The 19,132-nt window shown below is 42.1% G+C and carries 11 protein-coding genes; 3 read left to right on the top strand and 8 right to left on the bottom strand.

The window, feature by feature from the left end; translation table 11 throughout:
* The first annotated feature begins 11 nt into the window (after nt 1-11).
* The 3 genes from H5158_RS08620 (at nt 12) to H5158_RS08630 (ending at nt 3,707) form a co-directional block, all read left to right on the top strand.
* The gene (locus tag H5158_RS08620) at nt 12-1,556 is read left to right on the top strand and encodes a serine hydrolase (protein WP_182739847.1); all 1,545 of its coding nucleotides are present in this window, start codon (nt 12-14) and stop codon (nt 1,554-1,556) included.
* 72 nt (nt 1,557-1,628) lie between these two features.
* Nucleotides 1,629-2,552: a histone deacetylase family protein gene (locus H5158_RS08625; RefSeq protein WP_182739848.1), complete on the top strand. Its 924-nt coding sequence runs from the start codon at nt 1,629-1,631 to the stop codon at nt 2,550-2,552.
* A 78-nt stretch (nt 2,553-2,630) separates the two neighbouring features.
* Nucleotides 2,631-3,707 carry a DKNYY domain-containing protein gene (locus H5158_RS08630; RefSeq protein WP_149983132.1) on the top strand — a complete coding sequence of 359 codons (1,077 nt, stop codon included), beginning with the start codon at nt 2,631-2,633 and terminating at the stop codon, nt 3,705-3,707.
* A gap of 65 nt (nt 3,708-3,772) precedes the next feature.
* Here H5158_RS08630 and H5158_RS08635 read toward each other — a convergent pair whose 3' ends face one another.
* The 8 genes from H5158_RS08635 to hemB form a co-directional block, all read right to left on the bottom strand.
* Nucleotides 3,773-3,925, bottom strand: coding sequence for a hypothetical protein (locus tag H5158_RS08635; RefSeq protein WP_179959234.1), 153 nt, complete (start codon nt 3,923-3,925; stop codon nt 3,773-3,775).
* A gap of 121 nt (nt 3,926-4,046) precedes the next feature.
* Nucleotides 4,047-5,852, bottom strand: a complete 1,806-nt coding sequence (locus H5158_RS08640; RefSeq protein ID WP_149983131.1) for a hypothetical protein — start codon at nt 5,850-5,852, stop codon at nt 4,047-4,049.
* 22 nt (nt 5,853-5,874) lie between these two features.
* The gene (locus tag H5158_RS08645; RefSeq protein WP_182739849.1) at nt 5,875-6,984 is read right to left on the bottom strand and encodes a VWA domain-containing protein; all 1,110 of its coding nucleotides are present in this window, start codon (nt 6,982-6,984) and stop codon (nt 5,875-5,877) included.
* Nucleotides 6,969-9,200 carry a DUF5682 family protein gene (locus H5158_RS08650; RefSeq protein ID WP_149983129.1) on the bottom strand — a complete coding sequence of 744 codons (2,232 nt, stop codon included), beginning with the start codon at nt 9,198-9,200 and terminating at the stop codon, nt 6,969-6,971. Before H5158_RS08650 ends, H5158_RS08645 begins: the two co-directional genes overlap by 16 nt.
* Complete coding sequence (locus H5158_RS08655; RefSeq protein ID WP_182739850.1) at nt 9,188-10,243, bottom strand: AAA family ATPase; 1,056 nt, start codon at nt 10,241-10,243, stop codon at nt 9,188-9,190. Before H5158_RS08655 ends, H5158_RS08650 begins: the two co-directional genes overlap by 13 nt.
* A gap of 84 nt (nt 10,244-10,327) precedes the next feature.
* A complete protein-coding gene (locus H5158_RS08660; RefSeq protein ID WP_182739851.1) occupies nt 10,328-14,056 on the bottom strand; it encodes a DUF4132 domain-containing protein in 3,729 nt (1,242 codons plus the stop codon).
* An 81-nt stretch (nt 14,057-14,137) separates the two neighbouring features.
* Nucleotides 14,138-17,857 (bottom strand): DUF4132 domain-containing protein, encoded by a 3,720-nt coding sequence (locus tag H5158_RS08665; RefSeq protein WP_182739852.1) that lies wholly within the window; start codon nt 17,855-17,857, stop codon nt 14,138-14,140.
* A gap of 256 nt (nt 17,858-18,113) precedes the next feature.
* Nucleotides 18,114-19,091, bottom strand: coding sequence for a porphobilinogen synthase (gene hemB / locus H5158_RS08670; RefSeq protein WP_182717214.1), 978 nt, complete (start codon nt 19,089-19,091; stop codon nt 18,114-18,116).
* Between the last annotated feature and the right edge of the window lie 41 nt (nt 19,092-19,132).

Genomic DNA, 19,132 nt, shown 5'->3' on the forward strand with positions numbered 1-19,132 from the left:
CAAGGATTGTTATGAAATTAACTAAACTAGCGATTGCGGCCACCTTATTAGCAGGCTGTGCATTTAATAGCTATGCCGATATTGATACCAAGCACATCAATCAAGTGATTGAAAATTCAATGGCGCGTTTTGATGTGCCGGGTATGGCCGTGGCGATTGTTGAAAACGATAAGGTTATTTTTGCTAAAGGCTTTGGTGTTAGTAACTTAGATACTGGTAGCAAGGTGAATAAAGACACCTTATTTGGTATTGCATCAAATACTAAAGCATTTACAGTTGCAGCATTGGCAAAATTAGTTGATGAAGAAAAGCTCAGTTGGGATGACAAGGTAATTGATCACCTTCCTGAATTTCGTTTATACGACCCTTATGTAACCCGCGAAATGACGATCCGTGATTTATTAAGTCACCGTAGTGGTTTAGGGCTAGGCCAAGGTGATTTAATGATTTGGCCATCAACCGATAAATCAATCGAAGAAATTCTCGCAGGCCTTAAATATTTAAAACCAGCTAGTAGCTTTCGCAGCACATACGCTTATAACAACTTGATGTTTGTGACCGCTGGCGAGGTAGTCGCGCGGGTCTCAGGTATGAGCTGGAATGATTATATTGAAAAGAATATTCTCCAGCCTTTGCACATGGATAACTCACGCGCTGGTTTTTCGCGTATTCCAAAAAGTAATAAGAACTGGGCAACGGGTCATATTCCTATGGATGGTCAATTACATCCATTTTTCGTTAATTACTTAGAGGATTTTCGTGGTGCCGGCGCGATTGCATCCAGTGTGAATGATATGAGCCAATGGCTACGTACACAATTAGCCCATGGTAAAATGCCAAATGGCGAGCAGTTGTTTAGTGAAAAACAACAAGAGCAAATGTGGCATCCACATATTACCTCACTGGCGTCAAAAAGCGCTTATGAGGCTTATCATCAGCAATTTAGAGGTTATGGTTTAGGTTGGAGCATTGAAGACTACCACGGTATTAAAAAATTAGGCCATGGTGGTGGTATTTTAGGAATGGTATCGCAGGTGACGTTATTGCCTGAGAAAAACCTCGGGATTGTTATTTTATCTAATCAGCAAGCATTCGGTGCGCTCTCTGCTATTACTCATGAAGTGCTTGAAGACGCCCTTGAACTTGAAGATAAAGATTGGGTAGCAGAGTTGGCTAAAAAGCATTTTGAAGGTAAGCAAAAAGCGTATGCTAATGCTAAGCCGGACGCTCCTGCAGACTATCAACCACAGTTACCAAATATTAGCTACACCGGCACTTTGCATGATGATTGGTATGGTGATGTTATTATTGAAGAGCTGGACGGTAAGCTACGTATTGATTTCACGCATACTAAACGTTTAAAAGGGCAGCTTGAGCATTACACGGGCAACACATTTATCGTCAAGTGGGATGAAAAGCTACTCGAAGCTGATGCGTATATTAGCTTTGATATGAGCACTAACAATCGTGTTAATGAAGCGACAATGCGTGCAGTATCAACAGCGGTGACTGATTTCAGTTTTGATTTTAGAAATCTTCATTTGCAAGCTAAATAGTAAACCAAAGTCGCAAAGCCACCAAAGGGTGGCTTTGTTATAGTTACAGTCGTTAACTCATTTGGAGCATTTATGCGTACTGCGATTATTTCTCATCCTTTTTGCCGTAAACACAAAATGATCGCGGATCATCCAGAGTGTCCTGAGCGCTTAGATGCTATTACCGATCGTCTCTTGGCCAGTGGCTTGGATATTGCTGTGCAGCAAAAGCAAGCGCCTAAAGCATTACGTGATCATTACTTATTAGCCCATGATGAGGCCCTTGTATCGCTGGTGGAAAACACCCTCCCGGAACAAGGTTTAGTATCACTTGATGGCGACACTTGGTTATGCCCAGAGTCATTTTTGGCAATTGAGCGGGCGGTAGGTGCAGGGCTATTAGCCGTCGATGAAATATTAGCGGATAACCTCGATGCCGCATTTTGCTCCGTACGGCCACCGGGTCATCATGCAAACCGTACAACCTCTGCCGGCTTTTGTGTGTTTAATAACTTAGCAATTTCGGTGAAGTACGCGCAAAGTAAAGGGATTAAGCGCATTGCGATTGTCGATTTTGATGTTCACCACGGTAATGGCACGCAAGACATTTTTATCGATGATGACAATGTGTTGCTTTGCTCATTATTTCAGCATCCTTTTTACCCTAATACCGCCGTTGAAAATAACGATACATTGGTTAATTCACCGTTGCCCATAGCCAGCGATGGCAATGATTTAAAAACGTTGTATAACCAACAGTGGTTACCTAAATTAACAGAGTTTAAGCCAGAATTATTGTTTATCAGCGCAGGGTTTGATGCGCATTTTGAAGATGATATGGCAAGCCTCAAATTTGTTGAGGCTGATTATGCCTGGTTGACACAACAGCTGTGTGACATGGTAAAAAGTACTGGCTGTAAAGGGATTATCTCTTATTTAGAAGGAGGATATAATTTATCAGCGCTAGGGCGCAGCGCCATAGAACATATTAGAGTGTTTACACAAGCAGAAGAGTAGCTTTATATTCATTCTACAATTAAGTAAAAATATTGGTTGTTGTATGATACCAATACCACTAATTAAACAAGGAAGATAATGTCTGTAGTAATTAATATCTTAGTCACGTTGGCACTGTGCTTTTGGGGAAGCATGATGATGATGTCGCCGATGATGTTTGGTGCCCCTGGCGCGATGAATAATAAGCAAAAAGTGTTCTCTGCCATACTCATATTAAGTTTTCCAGTACCATTATTTTTGCTTATTGGTTTATTTGGCGGCAGTTATTTTGGTATTGATAGTTATAAAATGGCGCTGATAAGTGCTGTTGTTATTGGGTTTTTCTTTGTGATATTTGGCTATACGGGTATGATCAGTAATCTGCTTCGAGGTATTGCCAATGCGGGTTATTGCGTTGTTGACCAGCATGTTTACTTTAATGCTAAGTTAATAGAAAACGCTGACGCTGAAAGCTTTACTACTTACAGTTTAGCCAATTTGAATACCTATGACGCTGCATTATACGCCAAAGATAAACAGCACCTTTACTACTGTGGTAACGCCATTAGCGGTGTTAACTCTGATAATCTAAAGGCTAAGATTATTGGTACTGATCTTTATTGGATTAATGATTCGCAAGTGGTTAAAGGCGAGCGTATTGTTGCAGGAGCTGATCCTAAAAGTTATAAGGCCTATTCTTATAGCTTTTGGAATATCTCTGGAAGGAAAGGCCGACAAGTCATTTACCATAACGATGAGCCAGTGCCTGAAATAGATGCGCAGTCATTTAAACCTATCGATGATAGTTACGGTAAAGACCAGCAACATATCTTTTACGCAAATATAGCCATCTTAACTGACATTGATGTAGATACCGCCAGTTTTACACGATTAGACGAGAACTTTGCTAGCGATAATCAGCATATTTTTTACTTAAATGGTGAAGATAGTCATGTATTGATGGGGGCTGATCCCAGCAATTTTGAAATTTTTCAACGCGACTACTATCGCAGTGGTGAGACTGTTTATTACGTAACTCAATATAAGTCGGCAAAGCCGATGACACAAGTCGATGCTGACAGCTTTAAAGTCACTCAATATGATGAACAAACTCATTCGGATGCTTACGATAAATATCATTATTATTTTCGCGGTGAGATTGTTGCAACGCGCTAAGTTTAGAAAAATATAGGACCTGTTAGGGCGTTGCGATGAACGAGGTAATTTGCTGTTGAAAATGATTAAACAGAAGGAAGTTTATTCATACTCTTTGGTAACTTGCCTACGTTTGTTTGCGTTGCATCAACTTGGTTTATATCGATAAAATTAAGCTCCCCGTTAGCGATGATCTGCTCACCATTACTCAGTTTTAATCGTGTAGGGGCAAAACCCATGCGGATCTCCCGACTCCAATTACAAGCATGCGTACCGTTTTGGCAGCGCAAAAGGGCTTACTGTTATACTCAATAATACTCCCTAAAAAAATGCATAATATAGCTGAACTTTAATCAGCACTTAGTTTTTCAGCTCATTGAACTTTACAGGTTTAAGACTGCTTAACTGTAGTAGCTGCTCGGCGCAGTAAGCTGCTTTTAAACGATGTTCTGGCCCAGAGTTACTTAAAAAATGGCTCAACGTGCGCAGTCCTAATTTTTGCGCCATTTCACTGAGTGATTGCTGAGGCATAATATGGCTTTGTGCTAATTCATCGAGCACTTTTAGCAAAAATTGCTGCACTTTATCTCGTCTTGGCGATGACAGTTGCGGCTGTGGAGATTGTTTTGCAAGCCAGTTGCTAAATATATTAGTTGTTTTGTTGTCGGTTAAATCATCAAAATAGAGATTAATCCAACGATCCAGTTTTACAGTAATCGGACGTAACTGCCACTGCGTGCTATCGCGCTCAATACGAGCCACAATGAGCTGTGGCAATTGCTGCTTAAATAGCATCATATTATTGATCGCATGGTGTGCCAGCTCGCTATAAGGCAAGCTAAAAAAGATCGTATTGTGCTGTTTATCTTGATAGCTAAGCCGCATACATTGCGTGGCTTCATCAAATGTGTGTTGATGACTATAACTTGGCGCAAAACATACATAGTCGTTTTGCCAATCAATCAGTGTTATATCATCGATGAATTGTGGATTTAGTGGTTGTTCGCTTGGTTCAACATAGGTCTTTTTAAGTTGGCGAAGCCGCTGCCAGCCATTGAGCTGAGCGTTTGAAATACGTTGTGTTTGCCCAAACCAATTGCTGCCAGAAGGCGCACCTTCAAGTAATTGGTTTGCTTGCCAGATTTGGCTATAGTTAAGTGTTTGCTCGGTTGTTGTGCGACTTTCGGCAAGCGTAATAAAGCGGCCGTATTCGTCTTGTAAAACCAACGTCAATCCATGTGCGCCACTGCTACGACGCCACGGATAACCGCCTAAACATAACAACTGCTGTGGAGGACAAATATGTTCAGCATCTTGCGTTTGTGTTTGCTCTTGGCGTTCAAGCATCACCAAAACGTGTGCTAGTTCAAGCAAAACAGTGCGTTTGTCTCGCAGATGTTCACCACTAAGATAGCGTGCGAGTGTGCCGCATAAACGTTTTAGTGGTGCAATGTTAAAGCCTGCCTTTTCCATCGGGATCTGCAGTAATTCAATAGTGAGCAGTGATTCACTGCGCAGTTGCGCTAAGGGTACTCCTGCAAGCATAATGAGCTCAGCGTAGCATGCCTGCTTAAGCTGCGTTTGTGTTTGGTTTAATAGTGTTTTTTGGTGCTCTTGTTCTAGTTGCAACCAGTCGGGCCATTGCAGCATTTCACCTTGTTGCTCAAGCCACAAGTAAACGCCCAGTAGTGCGTATGCTTGGCTATCTTCATTGCAGATAATATCATTAATTGTGGTTACGTTAGTAAAATGGAGCGTGTGCTCCTTGATAGTAATGCAAACCTGCGCGCTTTGTTGCACGATGTCAGCTTGCCAACGACGCTGAACTTGACGATAAAGCTGGCGTATTTTTACTTTGCCAGCACTGGCTAATAACGTATTAGTATCGATTTGCGGCACTTCATTTTCTTCAATCGTTGCTGCAGATACTGGCGCTTGTTGCCAAGCAAATATGCTGGCTGCAATGATATGCTTACAAATACCATTTGCGGCGCAATCACATTGGCTATTATTAGGATTATGTAAATCCAGTACACCTTGCTGGCCTTCGAATGTAAACTGAATTGGCGAAGCGCCACTTATATGTGGGCTGGATTTATCGAGCGCTTTTTGTGCTCGGCGGACTAACCCCGCACTGGCGAGGGTTTCAAAAATACTGATATCCATTATTGTTTTATGCTCATGCTGCTCATTTTTGTAATCCCATCGTGGATGCTAGCCAATTTGCAAAGTGGTCAGGCGTTAATGAAGCAATCTGCATTTTCATACGGCTAAGTTTGGCTGTCGCATTAGTATCATAAAAAGGTATTGATTCAGGGCTCAATGCGGTCATGCCTAACATTGTCACCCCACTATCAATAAGATGCTGAGCTTGTTGAAACATTGCTTGCTCAGGGCCACCTTCACAAAAATCAGACACGGTAGCAATAATGGTACGCGAAGGAGTCTCGATTAGCTGCTCACAGTATTGCCATGCTTTAGCAATTAAAGTGCCACCACCAAGTTGAGTCGAGAGCAATACTTTTACGGGATCGTCAGCTTGATCGGTCAGATCTACGACTTGTGTATCGAATACCACCAGCGAGAGTTTAATACACGGTAGTTGTTTTAAAATACCAGCGATCACCGCTGAATACACAATAGAACTGGACATAGAGCCTGATTGGTCGATACATAAAACAACGTGCCAAGGCAATTGTGGTTGCTGGCGAGCATGAAAGTAAATGCGCTCAAATAGCACGCGTTTGCCATCAAAGTGTTTAAGGTTCTTGCGAATACTTGTTTGCCAATCTAAGTTAGCAAGTCGTTTTTGTGGACTGTGCGCTTGGCGATTTAGCTTACCATTGAGCTTGTTATTAAACAGTGGTCGTAATTGCTTTAGCAAATCCTCTACTACAGTTGTAATGATTTGTTGCACTTGCTGCTGTAATTTAGGGTTGGTATGCGCTGAAATACTCATTAATTGCTTTAACAACCCCATAGAGGGTGAAATATTTTGTAGTACTCGTGGTTCTTCTAACAGCTGCTTAAGATTAAAGCGCTCTAATGCTTGATGTTGCAAGGTGTCATTAACACTTTTAGGAAACAGCTTTTCAGCGTTATCGAGCCACTGTACTACCGATGGCTGGCTTGCTTCTAAGCCCCCCGATATTTGAAAACCTCGCTCTTTTAAACCCTGTTGGTAGAGTTGCTCAAGGACTTGGTCTTGTTGATTTTGCTCACTTGATAAACTGGTATCAAGTGATTCAGCATAGCGCCCTAATACTAAACGCCAGCGCTGTTTTAGCGAGTAGTCCATGCACTTAATCCTTGTTCAAGCAGTTGCTGTTGTAATTGTTTATCTAATAACATTGCTTGGTTTACATCATGCTCGCTGATATCTTCATTGAGCCAATTTAATTGCTGTTGCCATTGATTAAGTGTACCGAGTTGCTGGCTAATACCATCAATTTCTCGTGCATCTTTATCGCAAAATAGCCCACGTAATTGTGGTAACTGCTCAACAAACTGCTCATCATCGAGTTGCTCAATACTGTGATTGAGCAGTGGCAATAACCCGTTTTGATAATTGAGCCAATGGGGCACAACCGTCAGCAGTGTGCGCAAAATAGTGAAACGGTCGCCGCTATAGCGTTGTAGTTCATTTAATAAAGAGGCAGGGTCTAACTCATCTAAGTCTACAGCCAACGCTTTAAGCGCAAACCAAAGGGTAGGGGTGTGTTCATTGTGTTCTATTAGCCAGTGTAAACGCTCACGCCAAGGTTGTTTAAGTACTTCCATTTGTTGGCGTGCAATAGCTTGTAATGACAACAGTACTTGTAGCGCTTCATCTTCAGGTAGTTGATTTAACGAGGGCAAGTGAAAGCTTAATTGACGCCACAACGGTGTAATTAATGCGTCGAGTTGCTGGTGGTAGTCATTAAAAAGCGGGTGCTTACTGGTGCGATATAACTTAATGAAGCTATCTGATAGTATTTTTATGGTACTGCAATCGTTTATTTCACGGGTTATTGCAACCGAGTTAAATTGATATTGCATGCCTAATTGAAGTGACAGTATTAATTTATCAAGCATTTGTGGCAAATCGCTTTCACTTTGTTGCGCCAAGCGATGCTGTACAACTGTTTTGAGAGTGCCGCCTAAAGTACTTAATTCAATTAATGCCACTTCTACTGAAGGGGTCCAATGGTAGCGCCAGCTCTCATGCTTTGCGGCTGTATGAATATTATAAAAGGCATGCATGCTTTGTTCGTATTGGCAAAAGCCGATGTCTAAAAATAGTAATTGGCTCAATAGTTGGCGGCGCTGGCGTTGCCGCTCGGTTAATTCATATAAAGAAAAATGGCTACGATTAATTGTACCAATTGTCAGCTGTACATGTTTGCAATGGGCTAATACATCATCGACTAATGGCAAATTACGTTGATTTGCTGGTAGTTGTCCCATGTTTTCGCCACGCAACAGCTGCTGCCAAGGTCGATAGTCGCGCGAGCTACTTTGTTGTTTAAATTGGCAACTTCCTAAAGAATCGAGTAGATCATAGCAACCAGCGCGCACAATTCCCCGCAACTGACAGAGCTGACTTAGATGCTCAAAAACATTTTGTTTAGCTATCAGCGTTAACTTAGGCATTTGTGCTAATAAATACAGTAGCCAATCACAGGCTGATAATGAACGTTGTTCAAACAGCCAACGGCAAAACGCAGGGTAGGGCATTCCCGCCTGGTAGCCTTGATGAGCATCAAGTAAAGAATCGCTGTAACGGATCACAAAACTATCCTCAGTACTTTTACGAATAGAAGTTGATTCTTGCTCGTAATCAAACAGTGCACTGGTATGGAAACCGCCGGTCATTACCGCGATGCGTTGATAATCATGACTAGCTGCGCGAATGCAGGCACGCATTTGTTTCTCGCGGTCTAGATCGCCTAGTTGCTGCAAACTTTTTTGATCATAATAAAGGCGGCTAGCAGCACAAAATAGTAATACTTGCTCAAAAAAATCATTCGCACTTTCAAAATTTTGTAGCTCAAATAAGCGCAGCCAAAGCTCATCGGCATCACGGCAACCCATGGTTTGTTGTAGCTGACGACTATAGCTTGAGCTTAAAATACGGGCATCGCTGTAGCGATCAAGTGGTTCTTCTTGCTGCTCGTCAGTGCTGTCTAAGTCAATAAATTGTACTGGCACGTGGTTGTCGCCAGCCCAGCGCAGTGCTTGCCACTCAGGGCTATTTTCAGCGAAAGGAAAATAGCTTTGCTGTTGATAAACTGCAATCGGTGGCACCACATGCTTGTTTTGCAATAGGCCAAGGTGTTGCCCAAAACTGTGCGGTGCTTCAATCAATACAACATCTGGTTGCCAAGCGTTTAATTGAGCTAAAGCAAAATGCGCACAAGCAGGGCTGTGATGACGCACAGGTAACCAACGTACTTTTTCATCATGTAAATAACGTTGGCTGAGCTTTGCTAATGCTTGGCTAAAGCCGTTGTTATCTGGTGTTATTTCATCCACAACGCTTTACCTGCATCAAAAAAAGCACGCCACTCTTTGCGTTCACGTACAACAGCATCAAGATAGTGAGCCAATTTTTTAATGTCATCGGGTTTATCTTTAATCAAGGTGCCGTGCATCTGTTGTACTAACTGCTCAGCACTCATGGGTTGATGCCAATAGAGACTATGTAAGGCACAAGAATGCACAATATTGACCGCTTCGGCAGTTGATAAAGTAGCATCTAAAGATTGTGCACCAAAGTTGTTACGCAAGTCATGAAATACCTGTACTAATAACTGTACTAACTCTTCATTAATTTGTGGTTGCTGTGCTTCGTTAATAAAGCGGGCATTGACCTGAGATAAAATAAGCTCTTTCTCTAGTTTTACATCATTAAGTACTGGCACTGTTTCAAAATTAAAGCGACGTTTAAGGGCGCTCGACATCTCATTTACGCCGCGGTCGAGTAAGTTGGCGGTGGCAATTACATTAAATCCTGGTTTGGCTTGAATGGCGATCCCCAGCTCTGGGATCGTGAGTGTTTTTTCCGACATTAAGGAAATAAGCACATCTTGGATTTCCTGCGGGCAGCGAGTGATCTCTTCAATACGAACTAATTTACCTTGCTCCATAGCAGTATAAATAGGACTTTTTAGTAGCGCATCAAAGCTTGGGCCATTGGCTAGCAGCATGGCAAAATTCCAACTATATTTTACCTGCTCTTCTGTGGTGCCAGCAGTGCCTTGAATGAGTAACTCACTGGTACCGCTTATTGCTGCGGCAAGTAGTTCTGAGAGCATTGATTTTGCAGTGCCGGGTTCACCGACCATCATCAAGCCATTGTTGCCCATTAGGCTGACAATCGCACGTTCAACAAGCGCATCATCACCATAATATTTACGGCTGATATTGTGCTGTTTATCGCCACAAATAAAGCGTTTTACGGCACTTGCTGAAAGCTGCCAGCCGCTCGGGCGAGCACCACTATCAGTGGCAATGAGCTGTGCTAATTCAACTTGATAGCGTTGTTCGGCGCGAGCACGAATAATCTGTTTATTCATTAGGTACGTCCTTTACTACAGTTCTGACTGTATATAGCGTTCTTTGCCGGAGTCAGGGCAAACAACGAAGTATAAATAACTTTGTTACCACGGTAATTTTGATAGCCAATTAGGATCTGCATGGCATTTTTTTGCAACATGTTGATAATCCAGTGCGATAGCGTTGAGTAGATTTGCTGGCGCTTGCGCAAGTGGTATCGTTTTATAGCGATTACGCGTGCGAGAACCTTGAATTTGCTGAAATATTTTGCAGCCATAAATGGCAACGGGTTCATTTTCCTCTGGTAAATAGTTACCACTAAACTCAAATTGAATGCGAAGTCCTACCTGCTCAAATGATTTTTCGTAGTAATTAAAAAACGCCCCATCTTCTGTTTCACCGCGTTGGTAACCGAGTTTGGTTAGTAAACCGCGCAGAGTAAAAGCATCACTCATAAGGCCCAAATGATGCTCCAATGAAATTTGCTTAGGTGTAACACTAATATCAGCGGATTTGAGCTGCTCAAAAAGTGGCTTTATTTTGTAATCTTTTAAGTGTAGCTGCCATGCTTTAAGGGCGGCTTTATCAAGCTGATTAGCACTGAGCAAACGAGTATTTGCACCCGATATTAGCGTAACCTCGTCATCATTTACATCGACTAAACTACCATCTTCAGTCGGGCGAAAGGTATGCCAATCATTATCAAGTTGTACTTGCCATAAGGTGCGTTGTAGTAAGCGAAACATCACCGGATGTTGGTGTAAATATTCATGCCACTCATCAACAGGCCAGTGACGCTCGGTGATCATGGCAGCATATAGGCGGGCATGTTGTTGTTCAATCACTTGCTTTAGCTCTTTTTTACAACCACTAAACCATTTTTTAGTTTGGTTGATCTGCTCTTCGCTATCCTCTTTGCGTGGTTGTGGCAGCGATTTAATCACCTTGCCTTCTTCGTTTAGTAGTTGCAGCTTAAGTGAGTCGCTCAGTTGCAGTTGTAAAGTGCGATTGCCAAAGCTAAACGGTGTTGGATCTTGTATATGCTCTAAGCCAGTGGTTTGGATGGTGCGATCTGCCAATTCATCAGTCGTCCAGCTGTTACGCTTTGCAATTTGGCCAACTAGCTCGCGCGCCAACGCTTGTATTGATTGGGTACGATGTTGGCGGGCTATCGACAGCATAAATTGGATAATCACTGTATTGTTGATGTGAGCGATGGCGCTGATCATCGCTTCTATTTGTGTACGGCGCAGATAGTGTTTTTTCATATACGGCTGGATCAGTGCTAACAACGCTTGGGGATTACCACCATTAATTAATGCCAGTAAGCCTTTTTCTTTAATAGCCGAGCCATGCAATTGAGATTTATATAAGTTGTAACATGCATTGTAAGCATCGAGTAATGTGCGTGTAGCGTATTCTTGGCCCCAATCATATTGCGCTAAATCTTGGTACCTGTTGTACTCGCGTTGCTTATTTGCTTGCGCATAGTCATGCGCCTGTTGATCAGAAGGGGCAAGCGTATCTTGACTTATAAAAGCAGATAATAAAAAGTGGCCTAGGCGAGCCTGACTGTCATCATCGAGTAGTGATAAATATAACCTTAATAGGTTGCTCCCTTGGGGTTGTTTAAGCTTTACGGCTAACACACACCACCAATATATAATGCTTGGCTCCACAGGGTCGCCATGACGAAAGTGGCAATTGGGTAACATAGCTTTTTGTAGCCACGCCATATGTTTAGGGGCTGCTTTTTTGAGCCCTGTAGCTGCTTCTTCAGCTAAAATAGCGGGGGTGATAAAATAGCTAATATCACCGCCGCATTGTTGTAGCGCATCTAATAATTGGTTACGAGTAGTGGTATCTTTTTCTGTGGTGATCGCGTCTTGCAGTGCGGGCTTCGCATTAGGGTGTTGCAGGTGAGTTAACCACTGTGCAGTGAGGTTGCGGGTTTCTTTATTACTTGATGCTAAACCTGTCGTTATTTTTTCAATGAGTAATTCATGCTGCTGCACGGCGTATTGCGCTAACTTGCGCACTTGTTTGCGATTATCAAAGGCGAGTTGATATATGCGTTCGAGCCAATAGGGCGGTATCGTAGGAAAATCAGCTAATAGGGCCAATGCTTGTTCAGTAGTGCGCGTGCTATCGATACGATCATTTAGACGTGGCTCAATGATCCATGAGTCGGTACTTGAACTAAATGTTGCGCTGCTCAGTTGGCCATCAAGTGCTAGCGTCATCGTTTGTGGATAGTGCGCAAATAGCGGCCATATTTCAAATGACTCTAAAGCTATCGGGAGGCTGCCACTAGGTTCATGTCTAATATCAAGGATGTAATTAGTTAAATCGCTAGGGCTAATACCAAAAGGGTGCAGTACTGGCTGTAACTGGCGTATATCTTTGATATCACGTTGGATCAATTTACTAGGGTGAGGCTCTTCGAGTACCGTTGAAAGCCCATAAAATAAACCAGTAGCTAATAGGAAAAAGTGCACTAGTTGAGCATCACTTTGGTTCATCAGTTTAGCTTCGCCAATAATTTGGGCTGCGTATTTATTATCAACTAGCCTATAAATAATATCGTAGCCGGGCTGTGTTTGTATTTGGCGTTGCTGTAGCTGGGCGAGCGCTTGGGCAAGTTGTTCTGGCGTAAGTGAGCGTAGCCCTTGTAAGTCGGCACGATCAGATGCCAAACGTTGCTGCCTTTGGTGACAATTTTGCGGATAATCCAAAAGCGCTTGCTGCGCCGTTGCAATTTCTTGTTCCGCTTTGGCTATTTCTGTGATTAACACTTGCTGGCAAACATCAAGCCAACGCTCTGGAAAATCATGGCTGATAGAAATGGGGGAGAGGCTTGGTAGTTGCCAATCAAAATACTGACTTTTTTGTATCAGCTGATATTCATGCTGTGTTTGTGTGATCTGTTGCTGCAACACGTTACTTTTTGTTTCACTTAGCCATTGAGTTAAAAGTGGTTGCGCTGCATCATAACGGCTAATAAGCGTAATCCAATGGGCTTGGGTGGTGGTGTTAGCACTTTGATAGTGTTTTTTAAGGTAGTTGACCCACATTGCTGTATCAAGGCGTGTGAAGGCAAGCGCCGCCGCCTGACGTACTTTGTTGGTGGAATCATCCGCTAATGTCATTACTAGCGGTAGTAAGGTGTTGGGTAGTTCACAGTACTTTGTCAGTTGACAACAGAAAATGTAACGACCTTCGCTATGAAGTTGTTGTAGCTGTTGGTCGAAATCAGGCTCGTTGCTGACACTTAGCCAGTTGGTATGTGTGAGTAAATATTGGGCATACTCTGCTGGAACATACTTGTTATTACGCTCTAATATAAAAGCATCAATATACCAGCTAGGTAATTGATATATTTTTAATAATTCCAGCAGTGTGTGTCGATTGGGTAATTGCTCTACAGATGACGCTGTATGCGTTTTAAATTGCCTGTTCAGGAAGTTTAGAAGATAGGCAAACCAGTTATCAAAGCTCGAAAGTACATGGCTAAACGCATCAAAATAGGGCTCGTTAAAACAAGCAACGACTAAACCTAAGCGATGCAAAAAGTCCAGTTGCTGGCTTTGAGTAGACATGAGTACTTGCCACATCGCTTCTGCTGCTTCCCAGTCATAGCAACCAGGTGCCTGTTTACTTTCTGTATCGGGAAGCTGTGCTAAAGTAATTAAACAACGGGGATTTTCCCCATGTAATAAGTAATGTGTAACGTTATGAGCGAGACCTGATTCTGCTATTTCATAGCCTTTACAGGCAAGAGTTAATAGTTCAGCAATGTCTGTGTTCGGAGGCGTGTTTAACGTATTAAGCATAAAACATCCTTGCTAGATAGATCATCTTGATTTCTAAACGCTGGCCATCGTTAATGTGGCCAGCATTTACTGTTATAGCGGCTAATTAAACGGTAGTTTTTGCTGCCACAGTGGATCTGCATGACACTTTTTCGCCACCTCTTCGTAATCCAAGGCGATAGCGTTAAGCAGATTAGCAGGGACTTGAGTAAGCGGTAATGCATCATAGCGGTTCCAGCCACGTGCTTTTGGATTAAATTGCCATACTGTGATGCTATAAATAGCTGCAGAAACATTCTCTTCGGGGACACAGTTACCACTGAAGTCAAATTGAACTCTAAGTCCTAATTGATCAAACAGTTTATAGTAATGATCAAAAAATCCTGCGTCTTCAGGGTCGCCTTGCTTGTAGTCTTTTTTGGTCAATAAGCTGCGTAGTGTGAAGGTATCAGTCATCAAGCCTTTATGATGATCCAATGCTAACTGTTCTGCAGTTATATTTACTTCAAGCGACTTGAGTTGCTCAAACAGCGGTTTAATTTTGTAATCTTTTAAGTGGGCCTGCCAAGCTTGGCTTGCTTCACTATTGAGTTGATTACCACTTAGCAAGCGGATAGTGGCCTGGGCTGGTAATTCAATTTCATCATCTTCTGTATCAATGAGTGCGCCATCTTCTGTGGGGCGAAAACTGTGCCAACCATCATCAAGCTGTACTTGCCAAAGCGTACGTTGCAGTAAACGAAACATGATAGGATGCTGATGTAAATATTCTTGCCAGTCGCTTGCAGGCCAATGACGCTCAGTAACCATAGACTCATATAGACGACTAGTTTGTTGCGTTATTACCTGTTTTAGCTCTTTTTTACAGCTGCTAAACCATTTTTTAGTTTCGCTGATGGCTGCATCGTCATCATCTTTACGCGCTTGCGGCAGTGACTTAAGCACCTTGCCTTCTTCGTTGAGTAGTTGAAATTTAAGATCATCGCTTAGCTGGAGTTGCAGCGTACGCTGACCTAAATTAAAAGGTGTTGGCCCTTGCGTGTTTTCAAAGCCTGCAGTTTGAATGGTACGATCGCCTAGTTCATCGGTCGTCCAGCCGTTTCGCTGGGCAATTTTATCAACTAACTGACGTGCTAACTCTTGGATTGATTTGGTGCGGTAACGTCGCGATAACGACAGCATAAATTGAATAATTATCGGATCATTAATATTGGCGATAGCATTCAATATTGCTTCAATCTGCGCTCGACGTACATAATACTGCTTCATATATGGTTGTAGTAGGGCTAAAAGCTCATTCGGTTTACCGCCAATAATTAAGGCGAGCAAACCTTTTTCTTTAATAGCACTACCTAATAGCTCTGACTTTTTCTGTTTGTAACACGCATTATATGCATCTTCCAAAGTATGCGTTTTGTACTGTTTCCCCCATTCACTTTGAGCCCAACGTTGATACATATCAAACTCTTGCTGCTTATGAGCTTGGGCGTATTCATGCGCTTGTTGCTCGGTGGGGCAAAGTGTATCTTGGGTGATAAATGCTGATAATAAACAGTGAGCGAGTTGTGCTTGGCTATTATCATCAAGCAGTGATAAATACAAATGTAGCAAGTTACTACCTTCGGGCTGTTTTAGTTTAACGGCGAGCACACACCACCAATAAATAATATCAGTGTCGACTGCTTCACCATTAACAAATTTACAGCTAGGTAGCCTATCTCGTTGCAGCCAAAGCATATTTTTAGGCACTGCTTTTTGAAGCCCTGCAGCTGCTTCTTCAGCCAATGCAGTTGGTGAGGTAAATTCACTAATATCACCGCCACATTGCTGCAAGGCATCTAACATTTGCGCACGAATTGCGGTATCTTTTTCTTTTCTAATTGCTTGTTGTAGTGCTGGTTGGGCATCACTGAGCGCCAGTGTTTGCAGCCATTTTGCTGCAATACTACGAGTATCATTGCCGCTTGATAGTAATTCTTTGCTGACTCGCTCAACAACGATGCCATGCTTTTGTGCGGTCGCTTGTGCCGTGAAGCGCACTGATTTTCGACTATCAAACGCTAATTGATAGATGCGTTGTAACCAATGGGGAGGAAGTTTAGGAAAATCAGCTAATAAAGCCAGCGTCTGGTTGATAACCATATAGTTATCATAGTTATCCTTGGAGTCGAGGCGATCGATAATCGTTGGCTTTGTGTTATCTCCTTGCTGGATGAGCTTTGTGTATAGGCCATCAAGTGCGTAATCTATTGTTTCTGGGTACTCGGCGAATAAGGGCCACACATCAATTGATTCTAACGCCAATGGGCGAGTACCCAACTCTTCACCATGGGAACTTACAAGTATGTTCGTTAAGTCACAAACGCTAAAATTAAATTCTGCTAGTAATGGCAGTAATTGGCGAACATCGCTAAGATTCTCTTGCAGTAATTTGCTCGTATTGGCTGCATTTAACAGGTTATTAATGTGCCATCTGCCAATTTTCTGCAGTTGAAAAAAATGTGCTATTGCAATGTTTGGCTGTTTGAGTAACTTAGCTTCATCGATAATGTCATAAAAGATGTCATTACCAAGCTTTTGACCTTGTTCTAGAGCGTTTAAAGCTTGAACAACATCATCTTTAGTGATCGTTTTATATATCGCAAGCTCTTCTTTTTCACGCTCTATCGCTTTTGCCCAGTAGCTGCCGGGTGCTTCGGGCTTGCTGTTTTTTATATATCGTTCAGAACCTGCAATGAGCTTTTCTAAGCTTTGCATACAGTCTTCAACCCAATGCGCTGGAAACTCACCGTGAAAGTTCACGTTTGTGTATGCAGGCAACTGCCAATCAAAGTTGTCGCTTTGCTGCTTTAACTGATATTGCTCAATGGCGAGTGTAAGTTTAGTGTGTACTGATGCTGTTTTTTCACTGGCTTGCCATGTTTCAAGTAATATTAATGCATTACTACACTCAGCCACACTGCTTATCCAGTGAGTTCGTGTGCTTGCATTCGCCTTTTCATAATGTTCAGAGAAAAACTCAAGGCATTGTGCATCATCGATTTTACGGATCACACTGTTAGCTGACAGACGCACCTGACTGGACTTATCAGCACTAAGCTGTGCTAAAAACGGTAATAACGAAGTTGGAATTACGGGCTGCTTAAGTAGAAACTGGCAAAGCGTATTACGACCGCTGGCATCGATTTTTTGTAGTTGTTGGCACTTTTCAGGTGTTGAACAAATCGTTATCCAATCACTATTTGCTAGCAAATGATCTGGATAGATAAGGCCTCTTTGTGCATAGGAGCGCTCAAGAATATAGGCATCAATATACCACAGCGGTTGGTCATACGTTTCTAGCAGAGTAAGCAGTTCATCACGACTAGGGAATTGAGTTGCCTTGGTGTCATATTCAAAATCAGTGTGTTGGTTGAAATAAAAAAGTAAGAAGGCAAACCAGCCTGTTAGTTTAGACTCCATATGATTTAAATAGTGATGCTTTACAATCGCCTCTGTTACTAAACCTAAACGATGTAAAAAGTCGTTTTGATGGCCTGTAGCTGACTTTAAAACATGCTGCATGGCTACTAAAGAGCGTCTATCATACTCGCCATTATTATTTACCGAGTAGTGGCCTGGCAGTTGCGAATGGCGCGAATTAGGTAGTTGATTTAATATGTTAAGACAATCAGCTCCTTCTCCTGTTACTAAGTAATGAGCAACCTTAGCGGCTAAGCCTGTTTGCGTATGGTTATAGCCTTGGCAAGCAACTATTAATAAATCTTTGATGGTTATTTGTTTATCTTCACCGAAAAGCTTACTAGTAAATTTTTTGAACATAGTACTTCCTTGATTATTCAAAGTTGTGGTGATTATTGACTCTTTTTATCGGTTATCTATGAGCAATATTTGTAAAAACACAGCAAACATTACTTATCCCCACTCTATAAAACAAGACAAATTATGATTTACGAGATCAAGTTTTGTTTTTTAATTTTTGCGCATGTAACACGTTAAGATATTTACGTAGGTTTAAACTAAGCCAATATAGGGTTAGCGTGTTCTAAAATGTTACATGCCCAAAAAATTACCACTGTTATTCTTTTAACCACTGTGCAACTTGTTTTGTATAATAACTCACTATTAAGTCAGCGCCTGCACGTTTGAAGCCGGTCAGTGTTTCAAATACCACTTTCTTTTCATCAAGGGCACCTGCTAAAGCTGCAAATTTAATAGCGGCATACTCACCACCAACTTGGTAGGCAGCTAAAGGTAAGTTTGTTTTCTCTCTCAAGCTGCTAAGGACATCAAGATAGGGCGTGCCTGGTTTCACCATTAGAATATCAGCGCCTTCTTGTTCATCAAGAAGGGCTTCTTGAAGCGCTTGACGAATATTTGCGTAATCCATTTGATAGCCTTTGCGATCACCACTTAATTCACAATCAACAGCAGCTCTAAATGGACCATAGAAAGATGAAGCAAATTTAATGGCGTGAGCTAAAATGGCAACATGTTCAAACCCTGCATTATCAAGGCCTTCTCGAATAGCTTTAACTTGACCATCCATCATCGCAGATGGGGCTAGCATATCGGCACCTGCTTTTGCTGCGCACACACTCTGCTTTACAAGATTAGCAACAGTTTCGTCGTTACAAACTTGATTATCTTCAACAACGCCACAGTGTCCATGATCTGTATATTCACAAAAACAAATGTCGGGTATTACCATCATCTCGGGGCATGTTTGTTTGATTGTTTTAATCATACGTGCCAGTAAACCATCATCGTGCCATGTATCACTGCCAACACTGTCTTTATGATGCGATATGCCAAAAGGCATAACATACTGAATTCCTAATCTATGCAGTTCAGTAATTTCTTGGGCTAATGCATGTTCAGGAATGCGCTGTATACCAGGCATAGTGGATATTTCTAGACTTTCAGTTAACGACTCTTCGATAAAAATAGGATGGATAAGATCGCCAATATTAAAATCAAATTCGCGTACTAACTGTCGCATTGCGTCACTGTGGCGAAGCCTGCGCATGCGTCTTGATAAATTAGGTGTACTCATTGCTATATGCCTTACTGAGCTGAGTATAACGAGATGTTTAT

The organism is Pseudoalteromonas sp. SR45-6 (assembly GCF_014163545.1).
Taxonomy (GTDB): domain Bacteria; phylum Pseudomonadota; class Gammaproteobacteria; order Enterobacterales; family Alteromonadaceae; genus Pseudoalteromonas; species Pseudoalteromonas rhizosphaerae.